Genomic DNA, 13,768 nt, shown 5'->3' with positions numbered 1-13,768 from the left:
CCGCGTCGAGCGGACAGTCCGGCGCCGCGCTGCCGGTCAGGCCTGCGGTGCGGCCAGCCGGGACTCCCACTTGTCGACGACCTGCTCCGCGATCCCGCGCACGTCCTCGGTGGCCGGCCCCGGCTCGGCGACGAACCCCGCGCGCCGGTAGTACTCGAGCTCCCGGATCGACTCGAGGATGTCGGCGAGGGCGCGGTGGCCGCCGTGCTTCTCCGGTGCGTTGAAGTACACGCGCGGGAACCAGCGGCGGCAGAGTTCCTTGATGCTCGACACGTCGACGCTGCGGTAGTGCAGGTGGTTGTCGACCCGGGGCATGTACCGCGCGAGGAACGACCGGTCGGTGCCGATCGTGTTGCCCGCCAGCGGTGCCGAGCCCTCGGCGGGGACGTGCCGCAGGATGTACTCGAGCACCTGGTACTCCGCGTCGGCCAGGCTCACGCCGTTCGGGATCTCGTCGATGAGGCCCGAGGTCGTGTGCATGTTCCGCACGAAGTCGTTCATGTTGTCGAGTGCCGACTGGTTCGGCTTGATGACGATGTCGAAGCCCGGGTGGACCGGCTCGAGGTCGAAGTCCGTGACGACGACCGCGACCTCGACGAGTTCGTCGGCGTCGAGGTCGAGCCCCGTCATCTCGCAGTCGATCCAGACGAGGCGGTCGTGTGACGTGGACATGTGCTCGATCCTATGCCGGTCCGGTGACGGTCCTGGGGGTGGGGTCGGGCCTCCCGACCGGTCGCGTGCGGTCGGGAGGCGCGCGGCGGACGTCCGGTGGTCAGCTCACCTCGCCGGCGCTGACGGCCTCCGCCTCGATGCGCTGGGGCTCGGGTCCGTCGTCGACGCGGCGGAGTGCGCGCGCCGCGACGAGCGTCACGACGAAGGCGACCGTGACGGACGCGCCGGCGAAGACGTACGCGGCACTCGGGGCGATCGCGTCCGCGAGCAGCGTCGCGACCGGCGGGGCCACCGCGCCGCCGATGAACCGGACGGCCGAGTAGGCGCTCGACGCAACGGCACGGGGCAGGTCCGTGGCCTCCATGACGCTCTCGGTGAGGACGGTGTTGAGCACGCCGAGCACGAGACCGCCGATCACCACGCAGATCACCAGGCCGACCTGGCTGTGCACCACGACCGCCGCCGCGAACAGGTCGAGCGCCAGCAGCGGCAGCGCGAGCCGGAGCACCGACGTGCGCCGGAGCCGGGCCGTCAGCATCGGCGCGACCCACACCGAGGTGACCGCGAGGCCGACACCCCAACCGAAGAAGGTGAACCCGATGCCGAGCGCGTCGAAGCCGAGCGGGTACGGCGTGTAGGCGAGGAGCACGAAGAAGCCGATGTTGTAGAACAGCGCGGTCGCGGCGAGGGCGGCCAGCGCCGGACGGCCGAGCGCGCGGAACGGGGCGGACAGCGGGGTGGGCGACGGCTTCTCCACCCCGTTGCCCCGGAGGAACACGAGGATCGCCACGAACGCGATCGCCATGAGCGTCGTCACGCCGAAGAACGGCCCGCGCCAGCTGATCGACCCGAGGAGCCCGCCGACCAGCGGACCGATCGCGATGCCGAGCCCGAGCGCCGCCTCGTACAGGATGATCGCCGAGGCCGTCCCGCCCGACGCCGCACCGACGATCGTGGCGAGCGCGGTCGAGATGAAGAGCGCGTTGCCGAGCCCCCACCCGGCGCGGAAGTCGATGATGTGCCAGACGCTGCCCGACGTGGCGGCGAGCACCGAGAACAGCACGATGAGCGCGAGCCCGATCATGAGCGTCTTTTTCGCGCCGATCCGGCTCGAGACCCAGCTCGTGAAGAACATCGCGACGCCCGTCACTGCGAGGTAACTCGTGAACAGGAGCTCGGTCTGCGTCGGCGTGGCCTTGAGGGACTGCGCGATCGCCGGGAGGATCGGGTCCACGAGCCCGATGCCCATGAACGCCACGACGCAGGCGAAGGCGATCGCCCAGACCGCCGAGGACTGCTTGAGGATGCTGCTGCTGCTGCTGCTGCTGCCGTGGCCGGTGGGGCCGTGGCCGGTGGCGGTCGGTGCTGCGTGGTCCGTCACGCGGGTGTCTCCGTCCTGACCCTCGCCGTGACGAGGGTCGCTGCTCGGTGCAGGGTGTCCCACTCGTCGGGGTCGAGGTCCGCGAAGAGCGGACCGACCTCGCGCGCGAGGGTGGCGCGCCAGTCCCGGATGGCCTGGTGGCCGGCGTCGGTGATCGTGATGAGGCCGGCCCGGGAGTCCTCCGGGTCGGTGGTCCGGCTCGCGAGGCCGTCCGTGACCATGCCCGCGACGAGCTTGGTCATCGTCGGCTGGCTGACCCGGCTGACCGCGGCGAGCTCGCCGAGGCGCATCGTGCCGTCGCTGTCGAGGATGCCGAGGGTCCGCCACACGGCCGACGAGGTCGTGTTGCCGCTGGCGCGGGCGGCGCGACGGATCAGTCGATTCACGGACACGAGGAGCGTCTCGATGGTGGCCTCGCGATCGTCCATGCCGACAATTGTATAGCCGAGCTATGTACCGGACAAGAGCCGTCCTCCCGACCGTCCTCGTGGTGCCCGATGCGCGGGCCGCTCGATGCCCCGACTGGTAGAAGGGACGAATGAGCGACATCACCATCCACGAGGGCGACGAGTACACCGCCATCTACCACGACGGCCCCTTCAACGGCACGACGGACACCCGCACCGCGACGAGCGACACGTGGGACGACGAGGTGACGGCGTTCGCGATCGTCGACGGACTCGAGACCGCGTTCACCTACAAGGCCGAGAACGCCAAGCAGGTCGTCGACCAGGTGCACGTCGACTACCGCTGGGACGCCGAGCACTCGGACCCCGTCGACGCACTCGAGAACCGGGGCGACCGCACCGGCGAGTTCGACCGCCCCTGACCCGCGTCGGCCGGCCTCCGGGAATGGCGGCCGGCCGGATCGCGTTCGGCCCGGCATGCACCTCGACCTGTACACGTCCGCGTTCTGCGCCCCCTGCGCCGCGGCACGACGGGTCGTCGGTGAGGCACAGCGGCTCGTCCCCGCGCTCGAGGTGCGGGAGCTCGACGTCGCGGCGCACCCGGACCGGGTCGAGGCGCTCGGCATCCGCTCCACGCCGACCATCGTCATCAGCGGGGCGGACGGTGACGAGGTGTTCCGTGCCGCAGGGGTCCCACGACCGGACCAGCTGCTGACGGCGCTCGCCCGCGCGCTGCCCTGACGCGTCCCCGCCGTCCCGGCACGCGCCCGTCGCCGTCCACGGCCACGCCGTACAATCGCTCGCAGGCCTCCGTAGCTCAGTGGAAGAGCAGATGGTTTCTACCCATCCTGTCGCGGGTTCGAATCCTGCCGGGGGCGCGACGACGAACGGCCGCCCCCGTCGAGGGAGCGGCCGTCCATGTGGTCCGTCTGAGCGGGCGCTCGATCAGTCGTCGTCCTGGTCGGCCCGGCGCCGGAGTTCCGCCGCGCTGACCGGTGAACCGTACGGCGCCTCGTCTGTTTCGTCGGGATCGGCCGGCTCGACCGGCGCGTCCGCGATGCGGGTCGGGATCGACGTCGTGTTCGTGGTCGCGGGCCCGGCCGCGTCGACCTTCGGGTCCGTCAGCTCGCCCGCCGGTCGGCCGTGCTCGCCGGACTCGTCCGCGCTCACCGGGACGACCTGAGCCGGGGCCGGGGCCGGGGCCGCAGCCGGGGACTGGGTCGCCGGACGCTCCGACGTCGACGGTCGTGCGACGGCCACTGCCGGCACCACGGCCGTCTGCCGGTCCGCCTCGGTCCCGCCGGTACCGGACACTGCCGCGCCGGACGGCGTCACCGCTGCCGATCCATCGGCTCCCGCCTCGCGGTCCGGCGTCCCGACCGGCCGTGCCGAAGGGGCGCGGTCCGCCGGGGCGCTGCTGTCTGCCGAAGCACTGCGGTCGGTCAGTGTGCCGCGAGCTGCCGATGCGGCGCGGTCGGGCAGGGGGCTGCGATCCACACGGGGGAGCACCGGTGCGATCGGCGCCGGACGCGGAGCGGTCCCCGAACCGACCGTCACCCCACCGGCGGCGTCGGCGGTCCCGCTCGCCGCGGTCGTGCCCGTCGCGGTCGTGCCCGTCGCGGTCGTGCTCGCCGCGTCCGAGCGCCCGGCGCGGAGGGGCGTCGTCGTGGCACCGCGCTCGGCACCGGATCCCGCCCGTACCGCCTCGGTCTGGTCCGCGTTCCACTCCTGCTGGCGCTTGACGAGGTCGGCGTCGGGGTCCGGGCTCTCGAACTTCCAGCGCTCCAGGTCCGCGCGGAACAGCTTGCGTGCCCTGGACGGCCGCGCCTGCCACTCGAGCATGCGGTCACGGAACTCGGACAGCGACTGTTCGGCCTGGAAGCTGAAGGTCGACGAGTGCTTCTTGATGTCGGCGATCTCGTGCTGCGCCCAGTTCGCCGCCACGGGTGCACCGACCACGGGCAGGAGCCGCAGCCGGATGTCGGCGTCCTCGGCCAGGTGATCCGCGTAGGAACGCTCGTCGTGGCCCAGCGCACCCCAGGTCGCGGCCTTGCGGGCGGCGGAGATGACGCCGGCGACGGCGGCGTTCTTCGCTTCGCGCTCCTGCATCGCCACGACGCGCTTGGCGGCACCGCGACCGATGAGGGCCGCGACGATCCCCGCGACGACGATCGCGACGAACGGGATGATCGCGCCCGAGATGAGTCGCCACCCATGGGCCGAACCCGACCAGTCGATGAAGCTGTTCCACCATTGCATGTGCGCACCATATCCATGGCTCACGGCGCCGTCGGCGTGCGACAGGCCATTGCGGAGAACCGCCCCGCGGAGGGTCCGATCGGTGTCACCAGCGCAGGCAGTCGACGGCGTCGTCCGGGTCCCACACCGTGGGGAGCGCCACGAAGCGACGCTCGGCGGGGACGTATCGGCGCGCTCGGTACGCCGGAGCGCCCGCGACCTCGACGCGGTCCACGTACCCGACGATCTCGCCGTTCGCGCGGGTCACCCGGCTCAGGTCCTCACGCACGTCGAGGACGCGGAGGCCGCCACGGGAACGCGCGACCGGCCGTGGCGTCCCGATCCGCCAGGGAGCTGCTGTCGTCTCCAATGTCGCCTCCTCGTCCGCCAGGCGGTTCCCGGCTCGACGACGACGCTAGGAGCACCCGCCGACAGCGCAGCGCGCGACCGCGACCGGTGTGGACGACGGGCGCCGTGCCTCCCGTGTGGAGGGCGGGCCGGGGAATGGCGAGGGGCCCGTCGTCGTTGACCACCCAGCCGGGAGTCGCCCGGCCGCGGAAGGTAGGTTGCCCCCATGACGACGTTCGTGCTCGCAGGTGGTTGTTTCTGGTGTCTCGACGCGGTGTACCGCACGCTCCAGGGCGTGCAGGACGTCGTGTCCGGTTACGTCGGCGGGACGGTCGCCGACCCCTCGTACGAGCTCGTGTGCACCGGCCGGACCGGGCACGCCGAAGCGGTCGCCGTCACCTTCGACGAGACCGTGATCCCCGCCGACGTCATCCTCGACGTCTTCTTCACGCTGCACGACCCGCGCCAGCTCAACCGTCAGGGCGCCGACGTCGGCACCCAGTACCGGTCGGCGATGTTCCCGGCCGACGACGAGCAGCGTGCCCTGTTCGAGCGCGCGATCGAGCGTGCGGCTGACATCTGGGACGGCACCATCGTCACGACGATCGAGCCGCTCACGGAGTTCTACCGGGCCGAGGAGTACCACCAGGACTTCTTCGCGAAGAACCCGGGTCAGGGCTACTGCATGGCCGTCGCGGTGCCCAAGGTGAACAAGGTGCGCCGGGCGTACGCTCAGTACATCCTGGCGTCGTAGCCGGACACCGATCCGGTCGTCGGACGGCGCGGGACCACGAGGAGGTGGTCGACGATGACGACGACGGACGAGCGTGTCACCACACGCACGACGGACACCTGGGTCGCTATCGGACCGGCCGGTGCGGTGGGCAGCATCCACCGCACCGAAGCCGGGTTCCGCGTCGCGCTCTACGGCCGGGAGGATCGACACGCGTCGTACCCGACGCTCGAGTCGGCGAAGCGTGCCGTGCACGCGGCGCTCGGGCCATTGGCCGAGCGGCCCGAGTTCCGCGCCCACTGACCGGACGTCGTCCCCAAGGGACCCGTCGAGGCGGTTGTCCACCGGTGTGGTCGACAGCGCCTCGCCGCGTTGGGCCAGGCCCGACGATCGGGGCATGAACGACACGATCACCATCCGCGGCATCGTCGCGACCGAACCACGGCACCTCGTCACGGGGACCGGCCTGGCCATCACGAGCTTCCGACTGGCGTCGCCGTCGCGGCGGTGGGACCGCGCCAACTCCGCCTGGGTGAACGGCGACACGAACTGGTTCACGGTCACCGCGTTCCGCAGCCTGGCGTCGAACTGCACCGGTTCCGTCGTCAAGGGGGACCGGGTGCTCGTCGCGGGGCGGTTGCGGGTCCGGACGTGGGAGCGCCAGGACCGGTCGGGGCTCGCGGTCGAGATCGACGCCGACGCAATCGGGCACGACCTGGCCTACGGGCGCGGTCAGTGGCGCCGCACGCCGCGGCAGACGGCCGACGAGATGGCGGCTCCGGGTGACGCGCCGTCGGCCGAGGAACGCGCGGTGGCCGGTGCCGTCGCGGTCGAGGTCGCAGCCGGCGCGCTGGGGGCGACGCCCGGTGCCGACGACGCTGGCTCCATGGACGGGAACCTGGACGACGGCGGCCCGGATGGCGACGGTCTCGCCTCGACACCGGGGATGTTCGTGGCACCGGAGTTCGCGGGCGTGGGCCCCGACGGCGTCGTGCCCGACGACGACGCCGCACCGGCCCCTGGCCCGGACCGTCACGACCCCTCGGCCCTCGCGGTGGACGCCACGGCGTGACGGGCAGTGGTCTCCCGGCCCGCCCGGGTCCTGCCCGTACACTGGTGCGGCGCCGCCGGGGGGACCGCCGTCGCAGGAAGGACGCGTCCATGCGAGGCAGGCTCCCGATGGTCCTGGCGATCACGATGCTCGCTGGGATCGGCGTGAGCGCCTGCACGGGCGGCGGTGACCACGACACGGTGTCCGCACCGCCGAGCAGCAGCGTCTCCGCGAGCACGACGGCCACGGCGATCTCGACCCCGACGGACGTCCCCGTCCCGACCGCGACGATGGACGCCGCCGCCATCGCGGCGAAGGGCCGGTTCGACGACGCCGCGCACACGCTCACCACGTCGAACGCGCACCCCGACGACGCGGCGATCGTGAACTCCCTCGTGAACGCGGGGTTCCCGAAGAAGGCGATGCAGATCACGCCGGACACGACCTCGATCGGTCGCGCCGCCGACTCGATCCAGGTGTCGGTGCTCGTCGGGTCCACCTGCCTCATCGGTCAGTTCCGCGGCGCGGCGTTCGTGAGCGAGACGGCTCCCGTGCTCAGCACGGGCAAGTGCCTGATCGGCAAGACCGAGAGCATCCAATGACGCCGGTGGTGATCACCGCCCCCGCTGTCCTCCGTACCCCTCAGTAGACTGGACGAGACATGGCTGAGTACATCTACCAAATGGTCCGCGCCCGCAAGTCGGTCGGCGAGAAACTGATCCTCGACGACGTCACGATGTCGTTCCTGCCCGGCGCCAAGATCGGCGTCGTCGGCCCGAACGGCGCTGGCAAGTCGACGATCCTCAAGATCATGGCCGGCCTCGACCAGCCGTCGAACGGCGAGGCCAAGCTCACGCCGGGGTTCACGGTCGGCATCCTCATGCAGGAGCCGGAGCTCGACGAGGACAAGACGGTCCTCGAGAACGTGCAGGAAGGCGTCGGCCCGATCAAGGCCAAGCTCGACCGCTTCAACGAGATCTCCGCCCAGATGGCCGAGCCGGACGCCGACTTCGACGCGCTCCTGGCCGAGATGGGCACCCTGCAGGAAGAGATCGACGCGGCCGACGCGTGGGACCTCGACTCGCAGCTCGAGCAGGCCATGGCGGCGCTCCAGTGCCCGCCGGCGGACGAGGTCGTCTCGCACCTCTCCGGTGGCGAGAAGCGCCGCGTCGCCCTCTGCAAGCTCCTGCTGCAGAAGCCCGACCTGCTCCTGCTCGACGAGCCGACGAACCACCTCGACGCCGAGAGCGTGCTGTGGCTCGAGCAGCACCTGCAGCAGTACCCCGGCGCCGTCCTCGCCGTGACCCACGACCGGTACTTCCTCGACCACGTCGCCGAGTGGATCGCCGAGGTCGACCGCGGACGGCTCTACCCGTACGAGGGCAACTACTCGACGTACCTCGAGAAGAAGCGTGCGCGCCTCGAGGTGCAGGGCAAGAAGGACGCCAAGCTCGCCAAGCGTCTGTCGGACGAGCTCGACTGGGTGCGGAGCAACTCCAAGGGCCGCCAGGCGAAGTCGAAGGCCCGCCTCGCCCGCTACGAGGAGATGGCGGCCGAGGCCGAGCGGACGCGCAAGCTCGACTTCGAGGAGATCGTGATCCCCGTGGGGCCGCGCCTCGGCTCGCAGGTCATCGACGCGGCCAAGCTGCACAAGCAGTTCGGCGAGCGGATCATCATCGACAACCTGTCGTTCACGCTGCCGCGCAACGGCATCGTCGGCGTCATCGGCCCGAACGGCGTGGGCAAGACGACGCTGTTCAAGACGATCGTCGGCCTCGAGCCCCTCGACGCCGGCGACCTCAAGATCGGCGAGACCGTCGACATCTCGTACGTCGACCAGACGCGCGGCGGCATCGACCCGAACAAGAACCTGTGGGAGGTCGTGTCCGATGGCCTCGACTTCATCCAGGTGGGCAAGACCGAGATCCCGTCGCGCGCGTACGTGTCGCAGTTCGGGTTCAAGGGCCCGGACCAGCAGAAGAAGGCCGGCGTGCTCTCCGGTGGTGAGCGCAACCGACTGAACCTCGCGCTGACGCTCAAGCAGGGGGGCAACCTCCTGCTCCTCGACGAGCCGACGAACGACCTCGACGTCGAGACCCTCGGCAGCCTGGAGAACGCCCTCCTCGAGTTCCCGGGCTGTGCCGTGGTCATCACCCACGACCGGTGGTTCCTCGACCGCATCGCGACGCACATCCTCGCGTGGGAGGGCGTGAACGAGGACGGCGTGCCGAACTGGTACTGGTTCGAGGGCAACTTCCAGGCCTACGAGGAGAACAAGATCCAGCGCCTCGGCGCCGATGCCGCCAAGCCCGGCCGGGCGACGTACCGCAAGCTCACGCGGGACTGACGGTGGCACGACTGCGCGTGCCCGTCCGCATCCGGTGGAGTGACATCGACGCGTACGGGCACGTCAACAACTCGGCGATGCTCCGGCTCCTGGAGGAAGCACGCATCCTCGCGTTCTGGGCGCCGGACCCCGAGGAACTCGAGGGCACGTCCGAGACGCCGCCGCCGATCATCGACGGTCGCCCCGGATCCGGGACGTTGACGGTGATCGCCGGACAGCGACTCGAGTACCTGCAGTCGATCCCGTACCTCCGGCGGCCGCTCGACATCCAGATGTGGGTCGGGCGGATCGGCGGGGCGAGCATCGACGTCTCGTACGAGGTCTGCTCGCCCGCCGGTACTGACCCCTTCGTCGTGTTCACCCGGGCGACCACCTCGCTCGTGCTCGTCGACGCCGAGACGAACCGCCCGCGCCGCCTCACCGACGTCGAGCGTGCCGCGTGCGAGGCGTACCGCGAGGAGCCCGTGGCGTTCTCGCGCCCGTAGGACCGTCGTGGGCGACGGCCGGTGCCGCCGCCCACGACCCGCTTGCCGGGTTCGGCTGCCGGTCAGCGCCCGGGCAGGTTCGCGAGCGCTGCCGACCGTCGTGCCACGAGGTCCGCGTACGTGCCGTCACGCTCCGCCCAGCGGTGCATCTGCACGCCCTGCACCAGGATCTCGTGGGGCGTCGGGTCCTGGGTGAGCAGGTCGGTCACCTCGTCCAGGAACCCCTCCAGCGGCAGGGCCGCGGGGTTGACCGCGCCCTGGTCACCCGTGTCGACCGCGGGCGGGACGAGCTCGGTGACGGCGACCCCGGTGCCGGCGAGCTGCGCGCGGAGGGCCTCCGAGTACGCGTGCACCCCGGCCTTCGACGCCGCGTAGCTCGCCATGAGGGGGAACGGGAGGAACGCGATCCCCGACGTCACCGTGATGAGGTCACCGCCGCCACGCGCGATGAGGTGCGGCGTGAACGCGTCGATGACCCGGATCGTCCCGAGGAGGTTGACGTCGACGGTCACCGCGGTCTGCGCGAAGTGGGCCGGATCGCGGAGGTCCTCGAGGAGCATCACGCCCGACATCGTGACGACGACGTCGAGGTCCGGGTGGTCCCGCAGGACGGTGTCGCGTGCGTGGAGGACGGAGGCCAGATCGGTGACGTCGACGACGACGGTCTCGAGGTCGTCGACACGGTCGACGTTCCGCCCGCCGACGACGACGGTGCTGCCCGCCGCGGCGAACCGTCTGGCGAGTCCGAGGCCGATGCCGGAGGTCCCTCCGACGATGAAGACGCTGCGTCCGTTGATGTCCATGGTGCTCTGCTCTCTGTCTGGTGACGGGGACATGAGCATCGTGGGCGCGCCCGGAGCCGTGGGGGAGTCGTCGGGTCTTCCTGGGACCGTCAGACCCCCGCTCAGGCCCCGGGCACGCGGAGCATGCCCTCCTGCGCGACCGTGGTCAGCAGGCGGCCCGAACGGTCGAACATCCGGCCGATCGCCAGTCCACGGCCGCTCTGCGCGCTCGGTGACTCCTGCGTGTAGAGCACCCAGTCATCAGCGCGGCCGTCGCGGTGCCACCACATCGCGTGGTCGAGGCTCGCGCTCTTGACGCCCGGCGTGCCCCAGGCCAGGCCGTGCCGCCGCATGATCGGCTCGAGGATCGACAGGTCGCTCGCGTAACCGAGCACGGCACGGTGGAGGGCGGGGTCGTCGGGCAGGTGACCGGCCACCCGGAGCCAGACGGCCTGGTGGGCGACGCGCTCACCGGTCACCTCGATGAACACCGGCCCTCCGGGGTGCCGGACGTCGATCGACCGTTTCGCCCAGTGGCGGGCGACGGGGTGGTCGATCCCGGCGAGGAGCTCGGCGGCCGACGGGAGGGACTCGGGGTCGGGGACGTTCAGGGGCATCGTGTCCTGGTGCTCCACGCCGGTGTCGGGCGTCTGGAACGAGGCGATCATCGAGAAGATCGGCACACCCCGCTGGTACGCCTGGACCCGACGCGTGGCGAAGGAGCGGCCGTCGTGGATCCGCTCGACGGCGAACGTGATCGGCTCGTCGATGGCACCGGGGCGGAGGAAGTACCCGTGCATCGAGTGGATGGCCCGCCCGTCGATCGTGGTCTGCGCCGCGACGACGCACTGGGCGAGGACCTGCCCGCCGAACACCCGGCCGCCGGGTGACCAGTGGCTCGACCCGGTGAAGATGTCCTCGCCGGTGCTCGCACCCGTGTCCACGAGCCGGAGGGTGGGCATGAAGTCCGGTTCGCCCGTCGTCGGGCCTCCGTGCGCTGGGCCGTTCATCGCCCCGTAGTCTACGAGCCACCCGAGCGGGGTGCCCCAGCGGTCCGCGGGCGCGGTCCGTTATCCTCGACCGTTGATGAGCCCGTCGTTCACGCTTCCCGACACCACCTCCCTCGGCGACCTCCGCACCTACCTGGGGCGGGCCTCCCGGGTGGAGGACGGATCGGTGCGGCTCATCGCCGGTGGCGGCGTCCTCGCCGTCTACACGGCGATCCTGTACCCGGTCGGGTTGCTCGACGAGGTGCCGACGGTGCTCGGACTCCGGACGTTCGCGTTGGCCGACCCGGTCGAGTTCGACGCCGTCGTCCCGATCGCGTCGTTCGTCCACCGGCTCGACGCGCTCGTCGAGGAGCACCGCTCCGCCGAGGAACGCGGACTGGACCCGACCGCGGCGACCGCCGTCACGGCTGAGCTCCCGCTCGAGGTCCACACTGTGACCTGGGCCGCGATCTCGCCGCCCCGCGGTGGCTGGGTCGCGCAGCTCGACATCGATGCGCGCACGCTCCGCCGGGTCGCGCGCGAGGGCATGGCCGAGGTGGCAGAAGCCGTCCCGACGGCCGCCGGCGACGCTGTCGTGCGCCGCGTCCGCGCCGAGGTCTGGGGAAGGCCCGTCAACGGCGAGGAGCACCTGCCCGCTGGAGCCGCGTTCGCGGCCGAGAGCCTCGGGTTCCTGGCCGAGGGTGAACCCGTCCGTCTGTTCGAGACGGGGCCGTGGAGCCGCCTGACGACGACCCGCGGCCACGTGCTCGTCAAGCGTCGGGCGTGGAGCCTGTCCCGCTGACGTCGCCCGCGGCGTTCACCATGGCGTGCGCCGCGCGCTCGAGGTACGCCCAGAGCATCGCCTCGTCCATCGGAGCGAGGTCGAGACCGTCGACGGCGGCGCGCATGTGCCGCAACCAGCGGTCCCGCGCATCCGGGGTCACGCGGAACGGCATGTGCCGCATCCGCAGCCGCGGGTGCCCGCGCTCCTCCGAGTAGGTCGTCGGTCCGCCCCAGTACTGCTGGAGGAACAGGGAGAGTCGCGAGATCGCGCCCTCCAGGTCCTCGGCCGGGTACATCGGCCAGATGACGGGGTCGCTCTGGACACCCTCGTAGAAGGCGCGGACGAGCCGGTCGAACGTCGGGGCGCCGCCGATCCGGTGGAAGAGCTCGCCGCCCGGGGTCACGCCGCCCGAGCCGACGCGGAGCGTGATCGGCTGCGGCCCGACGCCGACGCCGGGGCGCTCGGTGCCGTGGGCGGGGCGCTCGGTGCCGTCGCCGCTCATGCCGGGTCCCGGGGCGCCGTGGCCTTCTTGCGGGACGGTCGGGTGACGGGCGTCGGATGCGTGCGCGGGGGGCGAGCGCCGTTGATCGAGGTGGCGTTCTCCCATCCGGCGGGCATGATCATCGCCATGGCGGGCAGCGTCACGCCGAGGTCGTCGACCGCCTTCTTGAGGCGGACCCGGAGCTCCCGGCCGACGGCGTCGAGTTCGGCAGCGCGCGTCTTGATGACGAGCCGGAACACCATCGCACCGTCGGTGATCGTCTGGAGGCCCCAGATCTCCGGCTTCTCGACGATGCGCTGCCGCCAGCGGGTCTCCTGCGCCATCGCCACCGCCGCGCCGAGCAGTGCGTCCTCGACGGCGTCGATGTCCGTCTCGTACGGGACGGTGACGTCGACGAGGACACGGGACCATCCCTGCGACATGTTCCCGACGCGGAGGATCTGCCCGTTCGGTACGAACCAGAGGATCCCGTTGACGTCACGGACCTGCATGACCCGCAGGCCGACGTTCTCGACCACGCCGGTGGCCTGACCCGTGTCGACGACGTCACCGACGCCGGCTTGGTCCTCGATGATCATGAAGATCCCGGACAGCAGGTCCTTGACGATGCTCTGCGCCCCGACGGCGAGGCCCGCGGCGACCACCGACGCCCCCGCGACGAGCCCCAGCAGGTTCGCGCCGAACTGGCTGGCGATGATGACGAGCGCCACGACGGCGATCACCACGGTCGCGACGTTCTCGAGCACACTGCCGAGCGTCCGGGTGCGCTGGATCACACGCGCGGTCTGCAGGGGCGACGCGATGAGGGCCTGCGTGTCCTCGACGTTCTGCCGACGCTTCACACCGTTGACGATGCGGTCGACGAGGTTCCGGATGACCCGGCGCAGGAACAGTCGCAGGACGACAGCGAGGACCACGACGATCACGATCGTGATCGCCGTGTGCCAGGTGTCGACGAACTGCGTGAAGGCGTTCGTCACGATGGTCTTCGCTTCGTCGGTGGGGGATGGGGTCGATGTCGCGGCGAGGAGCATGGTCCGAGCGATGGT

The 13,768-nt window shown here is 71.3% G+C and carries 18 protein-coding genes and 1 tRNA gene; 10 read left to right on the top strand and 9 right to left on the bottom strand.

The window, feature by feature from the left end; genetic code table 11:
* Positions 1-36 precede the first annotated feature (36 nt).
* From orn to DEI81_RS07525, 3 genes are all read right to left on the bottom strand, one after another.
* Entirely contained in the window at positions 37-672 is a 636-nt protein-coding gene (gene orn / locus DEI81_RS07535; protein WP_111009960.1) for an oligoribonuclease, read from the bottom strand.
* A gap of 100 nt (positions 673-772) precedes the next feature.
* On the bottom strand, positions 773-2,053 hold the full coding sequence (locus DEI81_RS07530) for an MFS transporter (protein WP_111009958.1): 1,281 nt from the start codon (positions 2,051-2,053) through the stop codon (positions 773-775).
* The gene (locus DEI81_RS07525) at positions 2,050-2,481 is read right to left on the bottom strand and encodes a MarR family winged helix-turn-helix transcriptional regulator (protein WP_111009956.1); all 432 of its coding nucleotides are present in this window, start codon (positions 2,479-2,481) and stop codon (positions 2,050-2,052) included. Before DEI81_RS07525 ends, DEI81_RS07530 begins: the two co-directional genes overlap by 4 nt.
* A 110-nt stretch (positions 2,482-2,591) precedes the next feature.
* Here DEI81_RS07525 and DEI81_RS07520 point away from each other — a divergent pair, with 110 nt between their 5' ends.
* The 3 genes from DEI81_RS07520 to DEI81_RS07510 all read left to right on the top strand — a co-directional run bounded on the left by DEI81_RS07520 (position 2,592) and on the right by DEI81_RS07510 (position 3,338).
* The gene (locus tag DEI81_RS07520; RefSeq protein ID WP_111009955.1) at positions 2,592-2,882 is read left to right on the top strand and encodes an oligoribonuclease; all 291 of its coding nucleotides are present in this window, start codon (positions 2,592-2,594) and stop codon (positions 2,880-2,882) included.
* Between the two features lie 55 nt (positions 2,883-2,937).
* Positions 2,938-3,201, top strand: coding sequence for a thioredoxin family protein (locus tag DEI81_RS07515; RefSeq protein WP_111009954.1), 264 nt, complete (start codon positions 2,938-2,940; stop codon positions 3,199-3,201).
* A 65-nt stretch (positions 3,202-3,266) separates the two neighbouring features.
* Positions 3,267-3,338: transfer RNA gene (locus DEI81_RS07510), tRNA-Arg, on the top strand.
* Positions 3,339-3,405: 67 nt separating this feature from the next.
* Here the strand turns inward: DEI81_RS07510 and DEI81_RS07505 are convergent.
* On the bottom strand, positions 3,406-4,719 hold the full coding sequence (locus DEI81_RS07505; RefSeq protein ID WP_111009952.1) for a hypothetical protein: 1,314 nt from the start codon (positions 4,717-4,719) through the stop codon (positions 3,406-3,408).
* A gap of 85 nt (positions 4,720-4,804) precedes the next feature.
* Positions 4,805-5,068, bottom strand: a complete 264-nt coding sequence (locus DEI81_RS07500) for a hypothetical protein (RefSeq protein ID WP_111009950.1) — start codon at positions 5,066-5,068, stop codon at positions 4,805-4,807.
* A 204-nt stretch (positions 5,069-5,272) separates the two neighbouring features.
* Here DEI81_RS07500 and msrA point away from each other — a divergent pair, with 204 nt between their 5' ends.
* From msrA to DEI81_RS07470, 6 genes are all read left to right on the top strand, one after another.
* Positions 5,273-5,800 carry a peptide-methionine (S)-S-oxide reductase MsrA gene (gene msrA, locus DEI81_RS07495; RefSeq protein ID WP_111009948.1) on the top strand — a complete coding sequence of 176 codons (528 nt, stop codon included), beginning with the start codon at positions 5,273-5,275 and terminating at the stop codon, positions 5,798-5,800.
* A 54-nt stretch (positions 5,801-5,854) separates the two neighbouring features.
* Positions 5,855-6,082 (top strand): methyltransferase, encoded by a 228-nt coding sequence (locus DEI81_RS07490; RefSeq protein WP_111009946.1) that lies wholly within the window; start codon positions 5,855-5,857, stop codon positions 6,080-6,082.
* A gap of 94 nt (positions 6,083-6,176) precedes the next feature.
* Positions 6,177-6,851 carry a single-stranded DNA-binding protein gene (locus DEI81_RS07485; RefSeq protein ID WP_111009944.1) on the top strand — a complete coding sequence of 225 codons (675 nt, stop codon included), beginning with the start codon at positions 6,177-6,179 and terminating at the stop codon, positions 6,849-6,851.
* A gap of 89 nt (positions 6,852-6,940) precedes the next feature.
* On the top strand, positions 6,941-7,432 hold the full coding sequence (locus tag DEI81_RS07480; RefSeq protein ID WP_146242799.1) for a DUF6993 domain-containing protein: 492 nt from the start codon (positions 6,941-6,943) through the stop codon (positions 7,430-7,432).
* 59 nt (positions 7,433-7,491) lie between these two features.
* Positions 7,492-9,177: an energy-dependent translational throttle protein EttA gene (gene ettA, locus DEI81_RS07475; RefSeq protein WP_111009941.1), complete on the top strand. Its 1,686-nt coding sequence runs from the start codon at positions 7,492-7,494 to the stop codon at positions 9,175-9,177.
* 17 nt (positions 9,178-9,194) lie between these two features.
* A complete protein-coding gene (locus tag DEI81_RS07470; RefSeq protein ID WP_258368554.1) occupies positions 9,195-9,662 on the top strand; it encodes a thioesterase family protein in 468 nt (155 codons plus the stop codon).
* Positions 9,663-9,724: 62 nt separating this feature from the next.
* Here the strand turns inward: DEI81_RS07470 and DEI81_RS07465 are convergent, their stop codons facing one another.
* On the bottom strand, positions 9,725-10,465 hold the full coding sequence (locus DEI81_RS07465; protein ID WP_111009937.1) for an SDR family oxidoreductase: 741 nt from the start codon (positions 10,463-10,465) through the stop codon (positions 9,725-9,727).
* A 101-nt stretch (positions 10,466-10,566) separates the two neighbouring features.
* Positions 10,567-11,454, bottom strand: a complete 888-nt coding sequence (locus DEI81_RS07460) for an acyl-CoA thioesterase II (RefSeq protein WP_181435066.1) — start codon at positions 11,452-11,454, stop codon at positions 10,567-10,569.
* Between the two features lie 76 nt (positions 11,455-11,530).
* Between DEI81_RS07460 and DEI81_RS07455 the strand changes: the two genes are divergently transcribed.
* The gene (locus DEI81_RS07455; protein WP_111009935.1) at positions 11,531-12,235 is read left to right on the top strand and encodes a hypothetical protein; all 705 of its coding nucleotides are present in this window, start codon (positions 11,531-11,533) and stop codon (positions 12,233-12,235) included.
* Here the strand turns inward: DEI81_RS07455 and DEI81_RS07450 are convergent.
* Together DEI81_RS07450 and DEI81_RS07445 are read right to left on the bottom strand one after the other, a co-directional pair.
* Entirely contained in the window at positions 12,204-12,719 is a 516-nt protein-coding gene (locus DEI81_RS07450; RefSeq protein ID WP_111009933.1) for a globin, read from the bottom strand. The two genes, DEI81_RS07455 and DEI81_RS07450, sit on opposite strands and share 32 nt — an antisense overlap.
* Positions 12,716-13,753, bottom strand: coding sequence for a mechanosensitive ion channel family protein (locus DEI81_RS07445; RefSeq protein WP_111009932.1), 1,038 nt, complete (start codon positions 13,751-13,753; stop codon positions 12,716-12,718). Before DEI81_RS07445 ends, DEI81_RS07450 begins: the two co-directional genes overlap by 4 nt.
* Between the last annotated feature and the right edge of the window lie 15 nt (positions 13,754-13,768).

This window comes from Curtobacterium sp. MCBD17_013, from assembly GCF_003234565.1.
Lineage (GTDB): Bacteria > Actinomycetota > Actinomycetes > Actinomycetales > Microbacteriaceae > Curtobacterium.
This window is presented reverse-complemented; position numbering and strand designations above follow the sequence as displayed.

Excerpts from the sequence above, each read along its gene's own strand:
- orn (WP_111009960.1), bottom strand. The coding sequence starts at position 672 with ATGTCCACGTCACACGACCGCCTCGTCTGGATCGACTGCGAGATGACG.
- DEI81_RS07525 (WP_111009956.1), bottom strand. The coding sequence starts at position 2,481 with ATGGACGATCGCGAGGCCACCATCGAGACGCTCCTCGTGTCCGTGAAT.
- DEI81_RS07520 (WP_111009955.1), top strand. The coding sequence starts at position 2,592 with ATGAGCGACATCACCATCCACGAGGGCGACGAGTACACCGCCATCTAC.
- DEI81_RS07515 (WP_111009954.1), top strand. The coding sequence starts at position 2,938 with ATGCACCTCGACCTGTACACGTCCGCGTTCTGCGCCCCCTGCGCCGCG.
- DEI81_RS07505 (WP_111009952.1), bottom strand. The coding sequence starts at position 4,719 with ATGCAATGGTGGAACAGCTTCATCGACTGGTCGGGTTCGGCCCATGGG.
- msrA (WP_111009948.1), top strand. The coding sequence starts at position 5,273 with ATGACGACGTTCGTGCTCGCAGGTGGTTGTTTCTGGTGTCTCGACGCG.
- DEI81_RS07490 (WP_111009946.1), top strand. The coding sequence starts at position 5,855 with ATGACGACGACGGACGAGCGTGTCACCACACGCACGACGGACACCTGG.
- DEI81_RS07485 (WP_111009944.1), top strand. The coding sequence starts at position 6,177 with ATGAACGACACGATCACCATCCGCGGCATCGTCGCGACCGAACCACGG.
- DEI81_RS07480 (WP_146242799.1), top strand. The coding sequence starts at position 6,941 with ATGCGAGGCAGGCTCCCGATGGTCCTGGCGATCACGATGCTCGCTGGG.
- ettA (WP_111009941.1), top strand. The coding sequence starts at position 7,492 with ATGGCTGAGTACATCTACCAAATGGTCCGCGCCCGCAAGTCGGTCGGC.
- DEI81_RS07465 (WP_111009937.1), bottom strand. The coding sequence starts at position 10,465 with ATGGACATCAACGGACGCAGCGTCTTCATCGTCGGAGGGACCTCCGGC.
- DEI81_RS07460 (WP_181435066.1), bottom strand. The coding sequence starts at position 11,454 with ATGAACGGCCCAGCGCACGGAGGCCCGACGACGGGCGAACCGGACTTC.
- DEI81_RS07455 (WP_111009935.1), top strand. The coding sequence starts at position 11,531 with ATGAGCCCGTCGTTCACGCTTCCCGACACCACCTCCCTCGGCGACCTC.
- DEI81_RS07450 (WP_111009933.1), bottom strand. The coding sequence starts at position 12,719 with ATGAGCGGCGACGGCACCGAGCGCCCCGCCCACGGCACCGAGCGCCCC.
- DEI81_RS07445 (WP_111009932.1), bottom strand. The coding sequence starts at position 13,753 with ATGCTCCTCGCCGCGACATCGACCCCATCCCCCACCGACGAAGCGAAG.